At 69.8% G+C, this 20,464-nt stretch carries 15 protein-coding genes and 2 pseudogenes; 9 read left to right on the forward strand and 8 right to left on the reverse strand.

The window, feature by feature from the left end; all coding sequences use genetic code 11:
* Positions 1-24: 24 nt before the first annotated feature.
* From recD to recC, 3 genes are read right to left on the reverse strand one after another with little or no spacing between them, the layout of a single operon-like run.
* Positions 25-1,908, reverse strand: coding sequence for an exodeoxyribonuclease V subunit alpha (gene recD / locus JK358_RS06150; protein ID WP_201944650.1), 1,884 nt, complete (start codon positions 1,906-1,908; stop codon positions 25-27).
* A complete protein-coding gene (locus JK358_RS06155) occupies positions 1,905-5,870 on the reverse strand; it encodes a UvrD-helicase domain-containing protein (protein WP_232850823.1) in 3,966 nt (1,321 codons plus the stop codon). Before JK358_RS06155 ends, recD begins: the two co-directional genes overlap by 4 nt.
* 37 nt (positions 5,871-5,907) lie before the next feature.
* A complete protein-coding gene (recC, locus tag JK358_RS06160; protein ID WP_201944652.1) occupies positions 5,908-9,246 on the reverse strand; it encodes an exodeoxyribonuclease V subunit gamma in 3,339 nt (1,112 codons plus the stop codon).
* Positions 9,247-9,423: 177 nt separating this feature from the next.
* Between recC and JK358_RS06165 the strand changes: the two genes are divergently transcribed.
* The 5 genes from JK358_RS06165 (at position 9,424) to JK358_RS06185 (ending at position 14,430) form a co-directional block, all read left to right on the forward strand.
* Positions 9,424-9,630, forward strand: coding sequence for a hypothetical protein (locus JK358_RS06165; protein ID WP_201944654.1), 207 nt, complete (start codon positions 9,424-9,426; stop codon positions 9,628-9,630).
* Positions 9,631-9,751: 121 nt separating this feature from the next.
* A complete protein-coding gene (locus tag JK358_RS06170) occupies positions 9,752-10,648 on the forward strand; it encodes a serine hydrolase (protein ID WP_201944656.1) in 897 nt (298 codons plus the stop codon).
* A 190-nt stretch (positions 10,649-10,838) separates the two neighbouring features.
* Positions 10,839-12,266: an NAD(P)/FAD-dependent oxidoreductase gene (locus tag JK358_RS06175; RefSeq protein WP_201944658.1), complete on the forward strand. Its 1,428-nt coding sequence runs from the start codon at positions 10,839-10,841 to the stop codon at positions 12,264-12,266.
* A 111-nt stretch (positions 12,267-12,377) separates the two neighbouring features.
* Positions 12,378-13,367: a hypothetical protein gene (locus JK358_RS06180; RefSeq protein WP_201944660.1), complete on the forward strand. Its 990-nt coding sequence runs from the start codon at positions 12,378-12,380 to the stop codon at positions 13,365-13,367.
* Between the two features lie 289 nt (positions 13,368-13,656).
* Complete coding sequence (locus JK358_RS06185) at positions 13,657-14,430, forward strand: hypothetical protein (RefSeq protein ID WP_232850824.1); 774 nt, start codon at positions 13,657-13,659, stop codon at positions 14,428-14,430.
* 217 nt (positions 14,431-14,647) lie between these two features.
* Here the strand turns inward: JK358_RS06185 and JK358_RS06190 are convergent, their stop codons facing one another.
* Both JK358_RS06190 and ureG read right to left on the reverse strand, forming a co-directional pair.
* Positions 14,648-15,298, reverse strand: coding sequence for an urease accessory protein UreD (locus JK358_RS06190; RefSeq protein ID WP_201944666.1), 651 nt, complete (start codon positions 15,296-15,298; stop codon positions 14,648-14,650).
* Between the two features lie 68 nt (positions 15,299-15,366).
* Positions 15,367-16,086: an urease accessory protein UreG gene (gene ureG, locus JK358_RS06195; RefSeq protein WP_201944668.1), complete on the reverse strand. Its 720-nt coding sequence runs from the start codon at positions 16,084-16,086 to the stop codon at positions 15,367-15,369.
* Positions 16,087-16,232: 146 nt separating this feature from the next.
* Between ureG and JK358_RS40585 the strand changes: the two are divergent.
* Together JK358_RS40585 and JK358_RS39880 are read left to right on the forward strand one after the other, a co-directional pair.
* Positions 16,233-16,496, forward strand: a pseudogene (locus JK358_RS40585) (SDR family NAD(P)-dependent oxidoreductase); the annotation flags it as partial.
* A 14-nt stretch (positions 16,497-16,510) separates the two neighbouring features.
* Positions 16,511-16,636, forward strand: a complete 126-nt coding sequence (locus JK358_RS39880; RefSeq protein WP_269811737.1) for a hypothetical protein — start codon at positions 16,511-16,513, stop codon at positions 16,634-16,636.
* Positions 16,637-16,707: 71 nt separating this feature from the next.
* Here JK358_RS39880 and JK358_RS06205 read toward each other — a convergent pair whose 3' ends face one another.
* Positions 16,708-17,340: an urease accessory protein UreF gene (locus JK358_RS06205; RefSeq protein ID WP_201944680.1), complete on the reverse strand. Its 633-nt coding sequence runs from the start codon at positions 17,338-17,340 to the stop codon at positions 16,708-16,710.
* Between the two features lie 123 nt (positions 17,341-17,463).
* On the opposite strand from JK358_RS06205, the gene JK358_RS06210 reads away from it, so the two are divergent.
* Positions 17,464-18,441, forward strand: a complete 978-nt coding sequence (locus JK358_RS06210; RefSeq protein WP_201944683.1) for a zinc-binding dehydrogenase — start codon at positions 17,464-17,466, stop codon at positions 18,439-18,441.
* 70 nt (positions 18,442-18,511) lie between these two features.
* Positions 18,512-18,877: pseudogene (locus JK358_RS40590) on the forward strand (Scr1 family TA system antitoxin-like transcriptional regulator); the annotation flags it as partial.
* 28 nt (positions 18,878-18,905) lie between these two features.
* On the opposite strand, the gene JK358_RS06215 reads toward JK358_RS40590, so the two are convergent.
* Together JK358_RS06215 and JK358_RS06220 are read right to left on the reverse strand one after the other, a co-directional pair.
* Positions 18,906-19,505, reverse strand: a complete 600-nt coding sequence (locus JK358_RS06215) for a methyltransferase family protein (protein WP_201944685.1) — start codon at positions 19,503-19,505, stop codon at positions 18,906-18,908.
* Positions 19,506-19,530: 25 nt separating this feature from the next.
* Complete coding sequence (locus tag JK358_RS06220; protein ID WP_307817331.1) at positions 19,531-20,421, reverse strand: SDR family NAD(P)-dependent oxidoreductase; 891 nt, start codon at positions 20,419-20,421, stop codon at positions 19,531-19,533.
* Between the last annotated feature and the right edge of the window lie 43 nt (positions 20,422-20,464).

Consider the following 20,464-nt stretch of genomic DNA (forward strand, 5'->3'; position numbering starts at 1 on the left):
GGACCCGCCGGGCGGAGTCACCGGCTAGGTGCGGAGGCCACTGGCTCGTAGGACTCGGCGGGCGATACCGGCTCGGATGGAATCCTCGGTGCCCAGGACGCGCACATGGGTGCGGGCGCGGGTGATGGCGGTGTAGAGGAGTTCCCGTGTCAGCAGGGTGGATTCGGGGCCGGGCAGCACCACCGAGACAACGTCGTACTGGCTGCCCTGACTGCGGTGGATGGTCATGGCGTAGACGGTGGTGACGCCGGGGAACTGGGTGGGGTGGACGAGATACGGTTCGGTGCCGCGTTGCAGGGCGGCGCGCAGGGTGCCGTCGGGGGCTTTGACGATGACGCCGGTGTCGCCGTTGTAGATGCGGGCCTCGTGGTCGTTGGCGGTGACCAGCAGCGGCTGGCCGGGGTACCAGTGGCCGGGGCCGGGGTCGAAGCTGATGCCCGCGCCCTGGACCCAGCTCGCGGCGAGGCGATCCCAGCGTTCGACGCCGAAGGGGCCCTGGCGGTGGGCGCACAGCAGGCGGTGGGATTCCAGGGCGTGCAGGGCCTCGGTGGCCTCGCCCGCGAGGGCCGCGTCCGTGGCCGCGCGGGCGGCACGCAGGACGTTGGCGCGTACGTCGTCGATATCGTCCGGCGAGTGCAGGGACAGTTCGTCGCCGCCCGCGCGGAGGAGTTCCACCGCGGTGTCGGCGTCGCCGTTGCGTACCGCCACGGCCAGGTCTGCGATGCGGCCGCCGAAGCGGCGGCCTCGGGTGAGGCGGACGATGCCGCCGCGCAGGCGGTCTCGTTCGCGAGGGGTGAGGACGCCGGGATGAGTTGCGGTGGATTGGAATTCGCCACCGAGGATGGTGTCGAGCACCGGATTCGCCTTACCGGGAACAGGTCCGGCGACGAGGTCGGCGAGCACCGCGCCCGCGTCCACGGAGGCCAGCTGATCGGGGTCGCCGACCAGTACCAGGCGGGCGTCGGGGCGGACGGCGGGGAGCAGGCGGCTCATCATGGTCAGCGAGACCATGGAGGTTTCGTCGACCACGATCACGTCGTAGGGCAGGCGGTTGAACTCGTTGTGCCGGAAGCGTCCCGCGCCGCCGCGCTGCCAGCCCAGCAGGCGGTGCAGGGTGGCGGCGGTCAGTTCGGGCAGGCCGATGTCACCGGCTTGCTCGCGCACCGATTCCTGCAGGCGTGCGGCGGCTTTGCCAGTGGGCGCGGCCAGCGCGATCCGCAGCGCGGGCGCGTGCGGCACGGATTCCTGATGTGCCACAAGCAGAGCCAGCACCCGCGCGATGGTGTGCGTCTTGCCGGTACCCGGCCCGCCCGCGATGACGGTCGTCCACTGCGTCGCCGCCAGCGCTGCCGCCAGCCGCTGCCGATCGAAGGGCTCCTCGGCGCTGTCCTGCTCCGGGAACAGCCGATCCAGTTCCCGCCGAACGAGTTCCGCGTCCACCATGGGGTGGGTGGCGGCGCGCGCGGTCAGCACCTCCCGGATCGTCTCCTCCTGCCGGAAGTACCGGTCCAGGTACAGCAACGGCCCCGAATCCGATCCGGCGGGCGGATCGATGAGCCGCAGCGGCCGCAGCGGCCCGGCGGGACTCCCACACACCAGCGGGCTGACCCGCAGCGCGTCGATCACCATGTCCACATTCGGCCACGGCAGCGTGGACGGGTCGATAACGCTCTCCCCGTCCTCGGCGTCCACACCGATCTCGTGCATCCGCCGCAGTTCCAGGCATACCGACCCGGAACGCACCGCGCGCACGGCGAGCGCGGTCGCGAACAGCACCGGCAGGGACTGCTCCCCGCCGAGCCGTCCGAGCCGCAGTGCCACATGCAGATCAGCGGCCGACAGCACACCCGCCGCATTGAAGGTCTGCAGGACTCCGGTTCCGCGCTGCGCCAACTGGATTGAGGTCATCGCAGCACCTCTGTATCGCCTGCCAGCAGGGCAGACAGTTCGATGATCAGTCCGGCGGGTGGGTGCCAGTCGAAAACGCCGCAGCCGTCCGGGGTTTCGGGGCCGATCATGCCTCGGACGAACAGATACTTGATGCCGCCGAGGTGGGTGGCCGGGTCGTAGCCGGGCAGACGCCAGCGCAGGTAGCGGTGCAGGGCAACGGAATACAGGATGGCCTGCAGGGGGTAGTGGGAGCGCATCATCTCGGCGGCCATGCGGTCGCGGGTGTAGTGGGCGACGGTGAGGTCGCCGGTGCCGAGCCGGTTGGTCTTGTAGTCGACGACGACGAAACGTGGTCCGGGCGTACGGAGTACGGCGTCGATGCTGCCGGTGAGGTAGCCGCGCAGCGGGGTGTCGTCGAGGTGGGCGAGCTGGTCGGCGTAGGGGGCCAGGATATCGTCGGCGGGCAGGTGGCGGCGCAGCAGGGTGGCGAGGTGCGGGACCGTCACGCGGGTGGCGGTGGGAGTGTCGCCGCCGGTGAGGGGCACCTCGAAGTCGAGCTCGCTGAGGCGGTCGCGGGTGGGAATGCTTGCGAGGGTGCCGATTCCGATGGGGGTGTGCATGACCGCCAGCAGGGAGCTCGCGAGGAGTTCCGGGTCAGCGTCGAACATCTGCTCGGCGACCGCGTGCTCGCAGCGGGCACGGATCTCCCCGGCCAGGTCGACGGCGTCGGTGTCGACGTACTCGAGCACCTCGTGCACGAGGGTGCCGAACTCCGCGCCGTAGGGCAGGTCGTTCATGAGGGAGGGGGCCGCGCCCGCGAAAGCGTCGGCCTCGGCGACGATTTCGGTGGGGGTGGCCGGTTCGTCGGCGATGCCGCGGCCGTCGGGCTGGTCACCGGCGGGCATGGCGTCGTGCGCGCCCGCCGTCAGCGCGGAATAGGAGGTGCGCCGCCAATCCTGGTCGAGGGTGCGGTCGAAGTGGGCGGCGCGCAATTCCTCGGCATCGGTACCGGTGTCGGCGCGGCGCAGGCGGGCGGGGGTGGCGTCCCGCAGTGGTTCGATCGCGATCACGCCCGGTTCGGCGGTGGCCGCCCACGCCGAGAAGTGTTCCAGGATCACCGAATCCGCGGGAACCGGAGCCTTGTCCGCGACTGCCGGACTGCCCGGTTCCCGGCCCAGCAGCATGCGGTGCAGGGGCGAGGTCTGGGTGTCGAACGCGGGAGCCCACCAGGCCACCACCTGTGCGCCCGCGCGGGTCAGCGCCACATACAGCAGGCGCAGTTCCTCGGCGGCCTCCTCGGTCTCGGCACGCAGTTTGCGCGCGTTGTATCCGGCCGCCTCCTGACCGCCGACATCGAGGACACGACGGCCCTGCTCATCGTGGAACAGCAGGGTCGGCGGGTTGCGCAGTTTGGCGGCGTCCCACGCGAAAGGCAGGTAGACGACCGGGAATTCGAGCCCCTTGCTGGCGTGCACGGTGGCCAGCTGCACGGCCTCGGCATCCCGGTCCAGGCGGCGGCTGCGGTTCGCGACACTGCCCGCGGCGGGGTCGCGCACGTGATCGGCCAGCCAGCGGGTGAGCGCGGTCAGGCCCAAACCTTCGCGCAGGGCGGCCTCGTCGAGGAGCTGCGCGATATGCCGCAGGTCGGTGAGCTGCCGTTCGCCGCCCTCCAGTGCCAGCAGGCGCGGGGCCAGTTTCGTTGCCGCGCTCATCTTCTCGAAGACGGCGGCGAAACCCGCGCGGGCGAACAGCCTTCCGGCGTCCCGCAGTTCGGCGCCGAGCCGTCCCACCAGATCCGCTCCGCCGGAGTCGATCTCGTCGGCGGACACCCCCAGCAGCGCGGTTCCCGCCGCGAGCCGCACCCGATCGGCGCGATGCGGCTGTTCCAGGGCGTGCAGCACCCACAGCCATTCCGCGGCGGCGGGCGTACCGAAAACGCTTGCGCCGCTGGTCAGCACGGCGGCCACGCCGGCCCGCTCCAGCTCCTTGCGCACCAGGTCCAGCTGCTTGTGATTGCGCACCAGCACGGCGATATCGCCAGGCCCGACCGGGCGTCGCCCCTGCGCGCCCGCATCGATGTGCGTCCCGGATTCCAGCAGCCGCACGATATCGGCGACAACATCCACCGCGATGCGCTCCCGCTGCCGCCCGACCGTCGGAAACCCGGACCGGTTCAGCGATCCCGCGCCCGTGCGCGGAAAACACCGGAGCCGCAGGGGAACAATCTGCTCCGGCGGACCCGACAGCCGGGTGAAGGGCCGGGTAGCGGCCACCCGGTGCACGGTGATCTCCTTGTGCCCCAGTGCCGCTCCGCCGTGCAGATGCTCGAGCGCCGCCAGCAGCCCGGCGTCACTGCGCCGGTTGGTGGTGAGCTCGCGACGGCTGTCGGCATGCGCCACCGCATCCAGATAACTCAGCACCTCCGCGCCGCGGAAGGCGTAGATCGCCTGCTTCGGATCCCCCACCAGCACCAGCGTGGCGTGCCCGTGGAAGGCCCGCCGCAGGATGTCCCACTGCAGGGGGTCGGTGTCCTGGAACTCGTCCACCAGCGCCACCCGGAACCGGTCCCGGATGCGCTGACACGCCCGCTGTCCGTGCTCCGGATCGGCGAGCACCTCGTGCAGCAGCACCAGCAGATCGTCGAAGTCGCGCAATCCTGAAAGCCGTTTGCGCCGCTGGGTTTCCGCCCGTGCGGCCGCCGCGAACGCCACCCGCTCGGTCGCCGGATCCTCCTCGCTCCCGGCCTCGGGCACCAGCAGCGCCTGCCGATCCCCGACCGCCGCAGAGGCCAGCCGCTGCGCGTCCGCGGGCGCGAACGGCGCTTCCGTGCGCGCGTACCGGCTCAGGTACAGGTCGTCGGCGACCGTGGACACCACATCCTCGATGCCCTCCACCAACCGCACACCGGGCTCCTGCTCCCCCGCGAGGCCCAGCTCATCGAGCATGCGCTGGCAGAAACTGTGTGTGGTCGCGATGGTGCCCGCGTCGAAATCCGACAGCGCGGTGAGCAGCCGCTCCCGCCGCACCGCCACCTCCCCCGGATTCGCGTGCGCCAGCAACCGCACCAGCTCGTCCTCCGAGGCCCGCGCGCGTTCCGGATCACCCAGTGCGGCAGCCACAGTCACGAAACGATCCCGCGTCCGCTCCCGCAACTCCTGGGTGGCCGCCCGGCTGAACGTCACCAGCAGCAACTGCGAGATATCGATCCCCGCCTCGGCGACGAATCGCACGGCCAATCCGACGATCGCATAGGTCTTGCCGGTTCCCGCGCTCGCCTCCAGCACCGTGGTCCCCACCGGCAGCGGCCCTGTCAGCTCGAACCGATTCCCGGTCTCCTCCGACTCCCCGGAAACGCCGCCCGCCGCGGCGAAATCGTCCGCGGCCGCCCACAATCCGATCTCGTCACCGGTCGAATCATGGGACAGCGGTGCACCGGGCACATCGTCCGGCAGCTCCGCGGCAGCGCTCGGTTCGTGGGTCATCGCGCTCGCCACCGTGGCCCCGGCTCCCGGACGGCCACTGTCTGGCAACGTGCCGACCTCCCAGCGGAACTGATCCTCCACCTCGGACCCCATCGATATCTCGTTCGGATCCGGCAGCGCGGCGGACAGTCCTTCTTCGGCGAGGCTCGTCGCTCGGGCCTGACCGTCCGACCCTGCCGCGGAATACTGGGCGGCCATCACAGGATCAGCCTCGGCGTCCGGCCCGACCCGCACGGTCTCTCCCGCCGACGCGGGCGGATCTTCCGCCACGGTCACCTGGTCCGGTCGCTCCGCCGGTGCACCCGAAGCGCTTTCGACAGGCGCTGTCGCGGCCCGCGGGGTCTCGAAGGCGAGGAGATCGGACTCTTCGTCGGGCGGTTGCACATCCTGGCGGCGCGGGCGGGCCTCGCCGCCGGAGGAGTCGCCGCGGCGGCGGGAGCGGGTGGCGGGGCGGGGCTCGACGTCCGGGGCGGTGATCGAGAAGAGTTCGTCGGTCATCCGCGCCTTCCGAGTGCTGTGCCGGGCTGGTGGGTCGTCATGGCTGGCCTTGATTCTCGTTGGCGAGCAACGGATTCCAGAGGCGGCGCGCCAGGGTGCCGAAGCGGGTGGGTTCGGGGTCGGGGCCGGTGGCCTCGGTGTGCTCGGTGAGCAGGTGGAAGCGGGGGGCGGGGCCGAGGATGTAGCGGAGGTAGCGGTCGGTGTGTTCGCCGAAGCGGCCGGGGCCGTCCTTGCCGCCGTCGAATTCGTGTTCGGCGGCCAGCAGGGCGTCGGCCGGGGAGGAACCCTGGCAGCGGCGTTCGGCGTAGGCGGCCGAGGCGGCGGGGACGATGGGGAGCGGTTCGGCCAGGCCCTCGTCGCGCAGGTGCACCAGGTCGCGCAGCAGGGTGCGGGCCAGGGGCGCGTTGGGGGCGGTGAGGGTGGATTGCCAGGCGGGGCGCGACATCCTGCCGCGGCCGATGGTGATGGCCCGCCAGGACTGGTGGTCGCCGGTGGCGGCCAGGGCCAGCAGGCGCACCCAGGCGGCCATACGGTGCTTGGGGGCCAGGCGGGAGTAGGTGGTGCGCAGCAGGGCGTCGTCGTGGACGTCCGGGACGGTACCGGTGAGGCGGCGGCCGTCACCGAGATCGAGTGCGATATCTACTGTGCGGGAAGGAATTTCGTGCAGCGGCTGAGCCACCCGGACCAGCCGGTCGACGGTGGTCTCCACCTCGTCGAGGACGGCCGCGCCGAGGGCGAACGGCGGCAGCGTGCCGCGCCGCCATTCGGCCGCGCGCAGAATATTCGCGTCCGCGCCGGTGAGGCGGGCGGCCAGCATGCGCTCGCCCATATTCCATTTGGTGAGGCCGTCGAGCTCGATGGGCAGGCGGTCGGCGATCTCCTCCTCTTCCTCGGGGACACGAATTCCCAAGCGCTGCCACAGGAATGCGCGCACCGGATGTTCGGTGAAGGCCACCAGATCCGCGAGTTCCACATCGCCGCGTTCGACACCGGACAGGGCACCGGCGGCCAGGAACAGCGGACGCGGCTTCGGAGCCTGCCCGGCGGCGACCGCTCCGCCCAGGGCCACGGTGTCGAAACTGAAGGGAGCTTCGGCGCGGAAGTTGCGACTGTCGAAGGGCTGCAGGGGATGCCGGGTGACGACCCGGTCGATGGCGTCCGCGCCGATATGCGCGCGCACCGTGTCGAGAAGTTCGGCCAGCGGGATGGCGGGCGGGCGATGCGCCCCGCTGACCGGATCGGATCCGGTGTGCAGCAGCACAAGTCGCTCACCGGCCGCGGTGATGGCATCCAGCAGCAGCTGGCGGTCCTCACTGCGCGGATCGCGGTCGCCGGGGCAGCGGTGCCGCGCCAGCACGTCGTCGCCGTCCACACCGCCCGCGCGCGGGAACACCTCGTCGTCGAGTCCGAGCAGCACCACCACGCGGTGCGGCACCGACCGCATCGGCACCATGGTGCACACGGTCAGCTCCCCGGTGCGGAAGTTCGCCCGCGACGGACGGCCCGAGAGCCGCGCGGTCAGCAGTGCGGCAATATCGGTGAGCCGCAAGGGAATCTGTCCCGCGTGCTCGAGCGCGCCACTGATTTCCCGGCGCGCCTGCACGCCCATCCAGGCCTGTCCGCGCGGCACATCGGTGAGCAGATCCAACGCCCGCCCCAGCACGGCGGCCCACTCCGCCGCGGCTCGCGCCGACCCCGCCGGTTCCTCCAGCGTGGACCCGCGCAGATCCCGCAGGCATACGGCCAGCCGGTCCACGAATTCCGCGAACCGCCCGGCCAGATCGATGTCATTGCTGTCCACGTCGTCGAGCGGCAGCACCAAATCCAGCCAGTCCTCACCGGATTCGCCCGCCGCCACGCCCAGCAGGATCCGGTCCACGGCCGCGTTCACCGTGTTCTGCGCGAAATCGCCGAGCCCGAACGCCTGCCGCTGCCGCAGCCCGATCCCCCATCGCGCGCCGGTTTCGGTGGCCCACTCCCGCAGTCGCTCGATATCGTCCTCGTCGAACCCGCAGCGCAGCCGAACCGGTTCTGCCGCAGCGAGATCCAGCACCTCGGTGGCCGTGACCCGCCCGTCGGCGAGCTCCAGCAGCGTCCCGACCACGCCCAGCAGCGGGTTCACCGCCCGCTGCGCCCGGTCGGCCAGCCGCACCCGCAGCCCGTGCGCCGGATGTCCCGGTTCGGCCCCGTCCAGCGACCACTGCCCGAACGCCGCCCGCACCAGCGGCGCGTAACTCTCCACGTCCGGGCACATGACGATCACATCGCGCGGCTCCAAAGTCGGGTCGGCCCCGAAGATTCCGAGCAGCGCGTCCCGCAGCACCTCCACCTGCCGCGCGGGACCATGGCAGGAATGAACGGTGATCGAACCGTCCGCCAGCGCGGCATCCGGCAGCAGCGACCACCGGTCCTGCCGGATCGCCGCCTGCAGCTCGGACAGCAGCGTGCGGCCGTCCACGTTCGCCGGGGGTTGCGGGTGGTAGGTGTCGATGTGGTCGTAGGCGGAGAGTCGCTGCTGCAGTTCGCGGATATCGCGGCCCAGCGCGGCCAGCAGTGGATGGCGTACGCGCACACCGGGGTTCGGGATGACCTCGGCGTCGGCGAGTTTGGTCCACAGGGCCGGGCTGGGGTGTACCAGCCACAGGTGGACCTGGCGGCCGACCGACAGCGCCGACAAGACTTCCAACTGGTCGGTAGCCAATCGGGTCACGCCGAACAGCGAAATCCGTTCCGGCAGTGAGAGGAGACCGGGATTCTCGCGCAGGCGGGCACACGCGGATTCCAAACGTTCGGCCGGACTGGGCACACCCACTGCGGCGCGCAGCTTGCGCCACAGCTGCGGCTGCCACAGCAGATCCTCGGGCAGCGGATTCCCGGCGCCGTCGGTGTCGTCACCGGCCGCCCAGTCCGTGATCAGGGCAGGCCGTTGCGTCCCGTAGCTACCGAAGAGTTCCGCGATCCGCGCCGCGGTCGCATACCGCCGCCCGACCCGGAAACCCGACGGATTCCCATGTCCCAAATGGCGTGCCGGGACCGACGCCCACGGCTCATCCAGCACCGCGTCGAGCACCGGCAGCAGCGTCCACACCAGCCGCTCGGGAGCCCACGGATCCTCCTCGGGAGACATACCGGTCGCTTCGGCCAGCACCGCCGCCACCAGTCCCGCCGGATCCGCGAAGTCGATATTCGCCGAAATGCCGTCCCCGCCGCCGGTGGTGCCCAGCGCGGTGCCCAGCCGCTGATTCAGCCAGCGTTCGATCCCCTTGGCCGGAACCGCGACCACTTCCGGGGTGAACGGATCGCCGAGCGGTTCGGCGAGCAGCTCGGCCAGCGCGTCGGCGAGCGTGTCGGCACGCTCGGCACGATGAATGTGCACCCGCTGTGTCTATACAGTCGGCGAACGACATGCAAACACCGGGCCGCACGGCTCGCCGTGTGGCACCCGCCACATGCCTCCGATTTGCTAGGGCGCGTCACCCCGCATTTCGAGTGTGGTATGCGACAGTGCTTTTCGGGGGAGGTCGAGTGTGGTGAGAAAGGCTGGTTCGGGTCGATGTCTGCATCGGTGATTCCCCTGGTTCCCAGAGCCGGGTTCACGGTCCGCCGGGTGGGGGACCGCTGGGAGCTCATCAACTCACGGCACTACGGCCGCGGCGTCGTCCTACAGTCGTGGGCGAAGGATCATCACAGCGAGGCGTTCGAGCACTGCTATCGCCTCAACGGTCGCAGTATCGAGGAACTACGCGCGGCATTCCGCTGAACTCGAGCGCGCACCGCGGGGGCGCGCCGACCGTTTGTCGAAAGCCACTGCGGCACTGGAATTTCGGTAGCACACGCAGCGGCGGAGCTCAAGACGTGCAAAACGGGCTTTGTGATGTCTAATGTGTTCCACCGTGCGTTCTCCGATGGCCCGGCGCAACCGCGTGGCCGCCTCCGCTTCCGTTCTAGCCGCCGCCGCCCTGATTCCGGCCGCGCCGTTAGTCGTGCCCTCCGCCGGTGCGTGGCCCGTCGCCACCCAGACCTGCCAGGGCGGATTCGACTGCGATATGTCCAATCGCATCAGCGCGGTCGACAACTATTTGCGCACCCGCCCCGGAGTCACCGGATACGTGGTGCGCGACCGGGTTACGGGCGGCGTTTATCGGAATGCCAATGCCGACACCATGTTCTGGACGGCCTCCACCATCAAACTGGCGATCGCGGAGGATCTGCTGAATCGGGCGCGGGCAGGCGTCATCAACCTCGACGGCGGCGACCGCAACCTGCTCGAATCCATGCTGGCAACCTCGAACGACAATGCCGCCGACATCCTCTGGAACAAGTACGCGGGCATCGACCGCATGGCCTTCCAGAACGCCTTCCGCGCCAATGGCATGACGGGCCTGGTGCCGTTCCCGCCTACCGCGGCGGTCGAGCAGTTCAAGCTGTTCCCGGACTGGGGCTTCCAGCAGTGCACGCCGGCGGATCTGGATCGACTGATGGAGAACGTGCTCACCCGCATGCATCCCGACGATCGCAACTACCTCACCGATCGCATGCGCCAGGTGGATATCAATCAGCACTGGGGCGTGTGGGGCGCGGGCGCGTCGATGCGGCCGGGGCTGAAGAACGGCTGGTCGGCCGAGCAGGGCGGCTGGGTGGTCAACTCGGTCGGATTCGCCGGGCCGGATGAGCGCTACACGCTGGCCATCATGACCGATCAGGGCTCGGACGGCGGGTACACCGACGGCGCGGAGACCACCACGCGGGTGGCGCGCATGCTCTTCGCGGGACGCTGACGGGAAACAAGATCGAGACCATCGGGAAACGCGCCACAGCTCCCTGATCGACCGCCCATATTGTATTTTCGAGTGGGATGTCGCGATCGTCCGTTTCCCGATTGGTCCTGATTGGTCGTCGTACCTCACGCCGTACTACGGTTAGGACGTGAGGTCGGAGTTTCACCGTAGGGCGAGGAGCAGGGACTAGATGAATGCCGATGGACAGGTTGACCAGCGCCACCGCGTAGTGGTGATCGGATCCGGATTCGGTGGCCTCTTCGCCTGCAAGCACCTGCGCAAGGCCGACGTCGACATCACCCTCATCTCCAAGACCTCCACCCACCTGTTCCAGCCGCTGCTGTACCAGGTGGCCACCGGCATCCTGTCGGTCGGCGAGATCGCGCCCGCCACCCGCATCGTGCTGCGCAAGCAGAAGAACGTCGGCGTCATCATGGGCGACGTGCACGATGTGGATCTGGTGAACAACACCGTCACCTCGCGGCTGCTGAACCAGGACCACGTCACGCCGTTCGACTCCCTCATCGTCGCCACCGGCGCCCAGCAGTCCTACTTCGGCAACGACCACTTCGCGACGTACGCGCCGGGTATGAAGACCATCGACGACGCGCTGGAACTGCGCGCGCGCATTCTCGGCTCCTTCGAAGAGGCCGAACTGGCCAAGGATCAGGAGACCCGCGACCGGTTCATGACCTTCGTCGTCGTCGGCGCGGGCCCCACCGGCGTCGAATTGGCCGGGCAGATCGCCGAACTCGCGGACCGCACCCTGGAGGGCTCGTTCCGCAACATCGATCCGCGCGACACCCGGGTGATCCTGGTCGAGGGCGCGGACGCCGTGCTCAAGCCGATGGGTCCCAAGCTCGGCATGAAGGCGCACAAGCGGCTCGAGAAGATGGGCGTGGAGATCCAGCTCAACGCGCTCGTCACCGATGTGGACGCGCGCGGCGTCACCATCAAGGACGGCGACGGCGTGCGCCGCATCGAATCCGCGTGCAAGGTGTGGTCGGCCGGTGTGCAGGCCAGTGAACTGGGCAAGCTGCTCGCCGAGAAGTCCGACGGCACCGAAACCGACCGCGCGGGACGCGTGATCGTGGAGCAGGACCTCACCATCAAGGGGCATCCGAACGTCTTCGTGGTCGGCGACCTCATGTCCGTGCCGGGCGTACCCGGACAGGCGCAGGGCGCGATCCAGGGCGGCACCTACGCGGCCAAGGCCATCAAGGCCGGGCTGAAGGGCGAAAAGCCCGCGGAGCGTAAGCCTTTCAAGTATTTCGACAAGGGCTCCATGGCGACGGTGTCGCGGTTCAGCGCGGTCTGCCAGGTCGGCAAGCTGGAGTTCTCGGGCTTCATCGCCTGGCTGGCGTGGCTGGCGCTGCACCTGTGGTACCTGGTCGGATTCCGCAGCCGGTTCGTCACCGTGCTGGAGTGGTTCGTCTCCTTCCTGGGCCGGCACCGCGGGCAGATGGCCGCCACCGAGCAGTGGGTGTTCGCGCGACTCGCGCTGGAGGCTCTGGATTCTCCCGAAGAGGCGCTCGAACTTCACAAACAGCTCGGCGGCGAAACCCCTTCGGGCAACGGCAAATCCGTGGCGAACACGAAGGCCGGACCTGCGGCCTGATTTGCCCCCGGGCACACCCGCGTCGCGAGCGGGGTGAGTTCCCGACCTATCCGGCAGGCGTGCCGGAGCGAATGTCATACATCTGTTGACATTCGTTGAGAAAGGTCATCCATGGGCAAACGCCAACAGGTTGATCAGATTTCGCCGCGGCGGCGGCGCTTGGGTTCCCTTGCCGTCGTGGGTGCGCTGCCGCTGGTCACGGCACTCGCCGCGGCCGGAACCGCCTCCGCCGAACCGGTTCCGGGAGAGGATTCCGCGCCCGCCGCGGTCTCCCCGGCCGAACCCAAAGACCCCAGTGTGAAGGTCGACTCGCCGTTCGGGCCGGTCGAGCTTCCGCTGCCGCCCGGTCTCGCCGACGGGGTGCGCGGGTACCTCGACACCGAAGCCGCGGCCGCCGAGGCGAATCCGGACGGCGTCACCGAGAGCGCGGCGGGCACCGAACCCGTCGCCGAGGGCGTGGAGCCCGCGGTGGCCGGACCGGCACTGGTCGACCGCAATTCGGCCACCGGGGTGCGAGCCATCCCCAACGGCCCGCTCGCGGCAGTGGACGTGCAGCAGCTGCGCGCCCCCGATCCGATGACGGTGTCCGAGGTGGCGCCCATCATCGCGCCCGAGGGCAAGCTGCGCTTCGGCGACACCCAGGTCGACATTCCGTCCTGGCTCACCGCCGAACAGGCCGCCACGGTGAACACCCTGGTGGGAGAGGCGGAAGCCGACCTCGCCCGCACCCTCGACTCGGCCGGCTTCGAGCACAGCCGCTCCGACCGGATCGCGGCCAGCACCATCGGCACCGCCGCCGTCGGCGCGGGCGTCGGCGTCGCCGTGGCGGCGCCGCTCGAGGTGGCCGCCGGTGTCATGGGCGGCTTCGTGGGCGCGATGGCGGGTACGCCGTTCGCTCCCGCCGGTTGGGTCTTCGGCCCGGCCGTCGGCGCTACCGCCGCCGTCACGCTCGTCGCCGTTCCCGCCGCCACCATCGGCGCGGGCATCGGTGCGGCCGTGGGCGCGGTGAACGGCTACATGGCTCCTGCCACCGAGGGCGCGCCCGTCGCGTCCGAGGACGCGGGCGTCGAGGCTGTCGCGGAGACCTCCGTCGAGGAGTGATCCGGGGGCATCGCTCACGCACGTGATGACATTCCCGTGGACCCGGGGCTGCTGAAGCGGCCGTCCAGGATAGGAAAGTCGCGGCGCGCCGGCAATGCTCGCGTGATTTCCGTTTTGCCCGGGGCCGGAATCTCCTACCAGGAGATTCCGGCCCTTTCTTGTCTTGTCGAAGATGTTTGGCTAACGCTCGGCTAGGTCAAGGCTTTTCGGACATCCGGCGCGAGACCAATCCAGTTGACCGACGGGTCCGAATGTCGGGCGTCGATGTTCCCCGGACGAAAGGTCGTGCATGGCCGCAGGTAAGCACAGAGCTCTCAACCCGCATCGCAACAAGGTCGGCAATGTGGTCGCGGCAGGCGCCGTACCGCTAGTCTTGGCGATCGTCGGAACCGGCGCCGCCAATGCCGCACCCGCAGAGGTGAATCCGGTGGCGCAGCACGACGACGCGCCCCAGTGGCCCGCGGCCGACTCGCCCAATGTGATGCCGTACGAGGGCCTGAACATCCCCGACGAGACCAAGAGCTCCATCCAGTGGTCCCGTCCGGCGCCCGACAAGAAATACCTGGCCCCGGTCGGCGTGCTGCACGCACCCGTCCCCGTGGCCGCGGTGCCGCCGATCGCACCACCGCCGGGCAAGTTCCGGTTCGGTGACGTGGTCGTCGACGCCCCGAACTGGATCGACTCCGAGCAGGCGATCCAGATCAACGACAATGCCGCTCAGATCGAGGCGAATCTCGCCACCTTCCTCGATTCGATCGGCATGGAGCGCAGCCGTTCCGACCGCATCGCCGGCCAGACCGTCGGCACCGCGGCAGTGGGAGCGGCGCTCGGCGCGGCCTCGGCAGCCCCGTTCGCGCTCACGTCGGCGACAGTCGGCGCGGCCGCCGGTCTGGTGGTCGGCCTGCCGCTGTTCCCCGTCGGCCTGGTCGGTGGCCCGGCCATCGGCGCGGCAGCGGGAGCGGCCATGATCGTCGTACCGGCAGCCATGGCAGGCGCCGCGGTGGGTGCGGTGGTCGGCGCGGTGAATTCGTTCAACGCTCCACCGCGCGTCGTCGGCGACTGATCTCTCCGGTCGTTCGGCCAGCAATACCAGCGCGAGGCGGGAACCGGCGGTGAGGTCCGGTTCCCGCCTCGACGCGACAGACCGGGATTCCCACGCACCGTCCGCCATGACGGACCAGCTCCTCGGCAGCGGAATCCCTGTGCACGAGAAGGACATCGCGCCCGGCACCGGTCGGCGTTACGCCGATCTCGAACGGGTGGCGTCGAATCCGGGAGTGCTAGACGGTCAGCCGGACCGCGGTTCGGGTGAACAGGGTGCCGCCCGGCGCGAGTGGCAGCAGTGCGGCATCCAGGCCCGCGGTGTCCGCCGGGCGGTCATCCGGGTAGGTGAGGATGCTCTCCAGGGCGCGCGGGGCGGACAGCGCGTCGTCGGTGTGCGCGTCGGCACCCAGCTCGAGACGGTGCCGCAGCAGCGGGAGATCGCCTGTGTCGGCCTGCAATTCACCGCTCCACCAGCCGTGATCCTCACCGGCGCGGCCGATCTGCACACGCTCGCGCAGGCGCAGGCGTGCGCCCTCGGCCAGCCGCACGGTGGTGAGCGTGTCGTGTCGCGCGCCACCCGCGACCACCGTGGGTTCCGGATCGACATCCAGTTCGCCGCCCGCCGCCACCTCGAAACGCCAGTGCGCCACGGATTTCGGGGTCTCGCGGCCCGGCAGCGCGATCGTGGCGGCCACCGAGCGCACGTACAGGCGTGCGCCGGGGCCGACCGTCACCGAAATGTCCAGCACGTCGCCGCCCAACGGCGTCGCGGCCGTCCCGATCAGGTGCACGGTGTCGGGGGCGGTGTGCCGCGCCGCCAGACCGCCCACCGCGTGCATCTGCGGCAGCGCCCCGGCGGTCGCGACGATCCGCAGCTCAGTGCGCACCGGTCACCGACACTACGTATTCGGAGGTTCCGGCACGGATCCGCCCCTGCGCTGTCGTGGGAGCGGGCTCAGTGCGCATGCGAATGCGAATGACCCGCTGCCGCATCGTGTTCGGCGGCATGGGCCAGCTGCTCACGGACCCAGGTCAGCACCGGGGTCGCGGCCGGATCCTCGGTGAGCGAGGTGAACACGAACGGTCGTCCCTCGCGCACCTTCGTCGAATCCCGGTCCATGACAGTCAGATCCGCGCCGACCATGGGGGCCAGATCGGTCTTGTTGATCACCAGCAGATCCGACCAGGTCACACCCGGGCCGCCCTTGCGCGGCACCTTGTCGCCGCCGGCCACATCCACCACGAAGATCTGCGCGTCGATCAGGCCCGAGGAGAAAGTCGCGGTCAGATTGTCGCCGCCCGACTCCACCAGGATCAGATCCAGCGGCGGATTGGCCTCGATCAGATCGTCGATGGCATCCAGGTTGGCGGTGATGTCGTCGCGGATGGCGGTATGCGGGCAGCCGCCGGTCTGCACGGCGGTGATGCGCTCATCCGAGAGCACCGCGTTGCGGCGCAGGAAGTCGGCGTCCTCGGTGGTGTAGATGTCATTGGTCAGCACGGCCAGCGACAGCTCGTCACGCAACTGCCGGCACAGGGCCGCCACCAGCGCGGTCTTACCCGAACCGACCGGCCCGCCCACGCCGATACGCAGCGGCTCGCCGGGGGTCCGCTCGCGTTTCGGGCGGTCATGGCTGTGGTCGTGCGGTTCACCATCGATCAGATGAGGGGGCATGGGTTGTGTGCTCCTTTCCAGCACCCATCCTTGCCGACGCCTGTAAAGCGCGTGTTACCCGGCTCCGGGGGTGGACGGGGCGGAATCAACCCCGGGGTCGAAATGTTCTGGGATGCGGTTGTTTTCACCCCCTCGGGAGGATCAGCATGTCGAAGATCGCTCTTGTCACCGGCGGCAACCAAGGATTGGGGCTCGCCCTGGTGCGAGGGCTGGGCCGGGCGCTGCCCACCGGCTCCACCGTCTACCTCGCCGCCCGCGACCCCGGACGCGGGGCCGCCGCCGCCCGGCTCGAAGCCGAAGGTCTGCGACCCACCCTCGAAATACTTGATGTGACCAGCGACGACTCCGTTCGCGACCTCACAGCGCGGATCGCCGCGCGGCACGGCGGCATCGACCTCGTCATCTCGAACGCCGGTTCGACAATATGTCCGAGGCGCTCAGCCCCGACGCCGCCGCCGAGGACGTGCTCTGGCTCGCCACCCTGCCCACCGGCACCACCGCCCCACAGGGCGAACTGGTGCAGCACCGGACGGTGATTCCGTTCCGCTGAACGGCGCGTGGCCACCGCAGCGCCGCCGGTGGTCCGGCGGCGTGGAGCACACTGTCGCGAGACGGTGCCGGCTAGGACGCGAAGAGTGGCATGTCGCGGTCGAGGTGGCGTTCGGCGAGGACGTCCTGCAGCGGATCAGACAGTGCCGCAAGTCCTTTCGTCGCCTCGCGGGCGGTGCGGTCGCAGGTTTCGGCCAGGCGGATCGTGCAGGCGGCCACCGCGGCCGGGTCCAGGGCGAGCAGGCGCTGCGCGGCGGTCGCCGCACCGGTCATGGTCGTATAGATCACCACGCCCGCGACCTCCTCCGGAGAGGCGCCCGAGACCGCGCCCACCAGGCCGAACACCGTGGACAAGTGCGGGCGGGTGCCCAGACCGCGCCAATCCGCCTGGGGCCAGACCTGTTTCGCGAGGCGCAGCAGGCCGCGGCCCTGGGCACGCGAGGCGGTGCGGGCCGCCGGGGACGGCGTGCGCGCATCGGCCTCGGCCTCGGCGCGCGCCGGGTCGAGGCTGCCCGCGCACACCGCCGCCGCGAGGGAGGCCGTCACCAATCCGGAGGTGCGGATCCGCCGCCGCAGATACAACTCCACGCTGGGCACGTCCCGCACCAGCCCGGAGGTCACCGCCTCCTCCACTCCGCCCGAGTGCACGTGGCCGCCGATGGGCAGCCGCGAGTCGGCGAGGTTCAGCAGGGTCGCCAGACTCATCGGCGCACATCCGGGTATCGCATCGCTCGATCCTAAGCCGCCCGCCCCGCACGGCTTGACCCCAACCATCGTTGAGGTTGCAGGCTGAACCACGCGACCACCCGCCCGACCTCAGGAGTCACCGTGCACGCCATCCGCCTCCACGCCTTCGGCCCCGCCGACAACCTCCGCTACGAAACAGTCCCCGACCCCGTCCCGGGCCCCGGCCAGGTCCGCATCGCCGTCGCCGCCGCCGGAGTCCACGTCATCGACACCACCCTGCGCGCGGGCGTGCAGGCCGGGCCGCTCCCCCTCCCCGACCTGCCCACCATCCCCGGCCGCGAAGTGGCGGGCACCGTCGACCGCATCGGACCCGACGTCCCCGAAACCTGGCTCGGCCGTGCGGTTGTCGCCCACCTCGGCCCCAATCCCGGCGGCTACGCCGAACTGGCCGTCACCGAAGTCGAACGCCTGCAGGACATCCCAGCCACCCTCTCCCCCGCCCAAGCGGTAGCCATGATCGGCACCGGCCGAACCGCCCTGGGCATCCTGCAATTCGCCGACATCACCCCCGACACGGTCGCCCTTGTCATGGCAGCCGCAGGCGGCATCGGCACCCTGCTCGTCCAACACCTCCGCAATGCCGGAGCCACCGTCATCGGCCTGGCAGGCGGCCCCGACAAAACAGCCACCGTCGCCCGCAACGGCGCGAACCTGGCCGTCGACTACCTCGACCCCACCTGGCCCGCCCGCATCCGCACCGCATACGGCGACCGCCCCGCCACCCTCCTCCTCGGCGGCGTAGGCGGCGAAACAGCCCGCGCCGCAATGAATCTCCTCGCCAAGGGCGGCGAACACCTCAGCTACGGCTGGGTAGGCGGCCCCCTCGACTACACCGAAGCCGAACTGGCCGACCGAGCCATCACCTCCCGCAACGTCCTCGGCCCCCACATGCTCGAACGCGCAGGCGGCCAACGCAACCTGGAAACCCGCGCCCTCACCGAGGCAGCCGCAGGCCGCCTCCGCCCCGCCCTGCACACCTTCCCCCTCCACCAAACCGCCCTCGCCCACCACGCCCTCGAATCCCGCTCCACCACAGGCAAAGTCATCCTCATCCCCTGACTCATGTCCGCGTAGCATTGCCCCTGGTCGTCGTGGCATCGCCGGAAACCGCCGACAGCAACAAGCCTCGATCGCATGGGAATCAGAGGCTCGGATACTCAGATGGTATGAGCCGGTCTTGATTCCCGGGCTGCTCCAAACAGCCGACTACGCTTCCGGAATCCTCCGAAAGGTCATTGCTTATCAACAGATCCCAAATGACCTGTACCCGGGTGTTTCCAAGCGAGTGGAACGACAGCAGGTGCTCTATCAGCGGGATCACCCGTTCCACTTCGTCATTGCCGAACAGGCCCTGTACACGACGGTAGGCGACGAACAGACGATGGCGGGGCAGATGGACGGGCTACTAGCCGTCCAGGGAATGCCCCGGGTCACGCTCGGCATCATCCCGCGCACCGCTCCATTCGAAACCGCCACAACAGGATTCGTGATGTTCGACTCGGCAAAGGTTCTTGTGGAAGGGATCACCGCAGGCGGCCGAGGAGGGGGAGGAAGCGGCCGGTGTGGGAGGTGTAGTCGGTGTACGCGCGGTCGTGCATCTTGCGCAGGTAGGGCTCTTCGACCAGGCGGACTTGAATTTCGAGGCTGGCCAGGGTGATTGCGAAAGCGGCCAGGGCGACCGTGTTGGGGGTCATGAGGGTGAAGCCGGCGACGGTGATCAGGATGCCGGTGAGGACCGGGTTGCGGACCAGGCGGAAGGGGCCGGTGGTGACCAGGGCGGTGTGGGCTCGCGGATCTACGTTGGCGCGCCAGGAGGAGCCCATTGCCTGCTGGGAGGCGCAGGAGAGAACCGTGCCCGCGAGGGCGAGGAGTAGGCCGGTGAGGCGGATCGGGGTGTGCTTCAGGGCGGGAATCGGTTGCAGGGCTACGAGTTCCGCTATCGGGGCGGCGATGACGAGAAGGAGGCCCAGGGTGCCGAGGAGGCCCGCCCACCACGGGGTCGTGCCGGGGCGGGACCGGACTCGGGTGGGGACTTCGCCGCTGCGGCGGTACTGCATGACTGCGTTGAGGCCTATCACCACGGCCAGCCACACCGCGATCAGGATCAGGGCGAGTACGGCCATGGGGCACCTCTGAGGGGGGGGTGGGTCAGCGGCGGTAGTTGCGTTGCATGAAACGTTGGGCGGCGGCGCGGCGGAGGTCCGAGAAGGCTTGGACGGGGCCGGTCCACCAGGGGGAGATGTCCAGGGGTTTGGAGACCACGGCGTGGCAGATGAGGTCGGCCGCCTCGGCGGCGGTGAGGCCGGGGACGCCGGAGAAGTCGGTGGGGGCGGACATGCGGGTGTGGACCAGGGGCATGTAGATGGAGGTGGTGCGCACATTGTCGTGGATGATCTCGGTGGCGATGGTGCGCAGCCAGATGTCGAAAGCGCCCTTCGACGCGCCGTAGGCGGCCCAGCGTGGGGCGGGAGGCATGCGCAGGCCCCACGTGGAGATGTTGATGATGTGGCCGTCGCGGCGTGCCCGCATGGCGGGGAGCAGCACCAGCAGCAGGCGAACCGGACCGAGATAGTTGACGTCCATGGTGCGGGTGAAGTCGTGGAAGCGGTCGTAGGACTTCTCGATCGAACGGCGAATCGACTTGCCCGCGTTGTTGATCACGACATCGATGTGACCGTGCTCGGCGAGCAGGGCTTGCGCCAGAGCGGCGACGGCGTCCATATCGGTCATGTCGGCGGGGTGGACGTGGGCGGTGCCGCCTTCGGCGCGGATCTCAGCGGCGACCTGATCGAGGTCGTCTCGGCTGCGGGCAACGAGCAGAACCGTCGCCCCTGCGGCGGCGAGCTTCTTGGCGGCCGCTTTGCCGATGCCGTGCGAGGAGCCGGTGATCAGGACCACGCGCTCGGAAACGGCGGCGCGCAGCGCTTTCTCGCTCGGTCGTGAGGTCGGATAGAAGATCCGGGTCGCGACCTTCTCCGAGAAGGGGCGGCCGTTGCCTCCGGCCGCGGTTCCGTTGTCCGGTGCGGAGTTCTCACCCACACTTCGACTCTAACCGCGCAGCGGGTGCTTGATCGGAATTGAG

It is taken from the genome of Nocardia acididurans (assembly GCF_016741815.1).
In the GTDB taxonomy this organism is placed as follows: Bacteria; Actinomycetota; Actinomycetes; order Mycobacteriales; family Mycobacteriaceae; genus Nocardia; species Nocardia acididurans.

Coding starts and splice junctions, on each gene's coding strand:
- recD (WP_201944650.1), bottom strand. CDS start 1,908: ATGACCTCAATCCAGTTGGCGCAGCGCGGAACCGGAGTCCTGCAGACC.
- JK358_RS06155 (WP_232850823.1), bottom strand. CDS start 5,870: ATGACCGACGAACTCTTCTCGATCACCGCCCCGGACGTCGAGCCCCGC.
- JK358_RS06165 (WP_201944654.1), top strand. CDS start 9,424: ATGTCTGCATCGGTGATTCCCCTGGTTCCCAGAGCCGGGTTCACGGTC.
- JK358_RS06170 (WP_201944656.1), top strand. CDS start 9,752: ATGTGTTCCACCGTGCGTTCTCCGATGGCCCGGCGCAACCGCGTGGCC.
- JK358_RS06175 (WP_201944658.1), top strand. CDS start 10,839: ATGAATGCCGATGGACAGGTTGACCAGCGCCACCGCGTAGTGGTGATC.
- JK358_RS06180 (WP_201944660.1), top strand. CDS start 12,378: ATGGGCAAACGCCAACAGGTTGATCAGATTTCGCCGCGGCGGCGGCGC.
- JK358_RS06185 (WP_232850824.1), top strand. CDS start 13,657: ATGGCCGCAGGTAAGCACAGAGCTCTCAACCCGCATCGCAACAAGGTC.
- ureG (WP_201944668.1), bottom strand. CDS start 16,086: ATGCCCCCTCATCTGATCGATGGTGAACCGCACGACCACAGCCATGAC.
- JK358_RS39880 (WP_269811737.1), top strand. CDS start 16,511: ATGTCCGAGGCGCTCAGCCCCGACGCCGCCGCCGAGGACGTGCTCTGG.
- JK358_RS06205 (WP_201944680.1), bottom strand. CDS start 17,340: ATGAGTCTGGCGACCCTGCTGAACCTCGCCGACTCGCGGCTGCCCATC.
- JK358_RS06215 (WP_201944685.1), bottom strand. CDS start 19,505: ATGGCCGTACTCGCCCTGATCCTGATCGCGGTGTGGCTGGCCGTGGTG.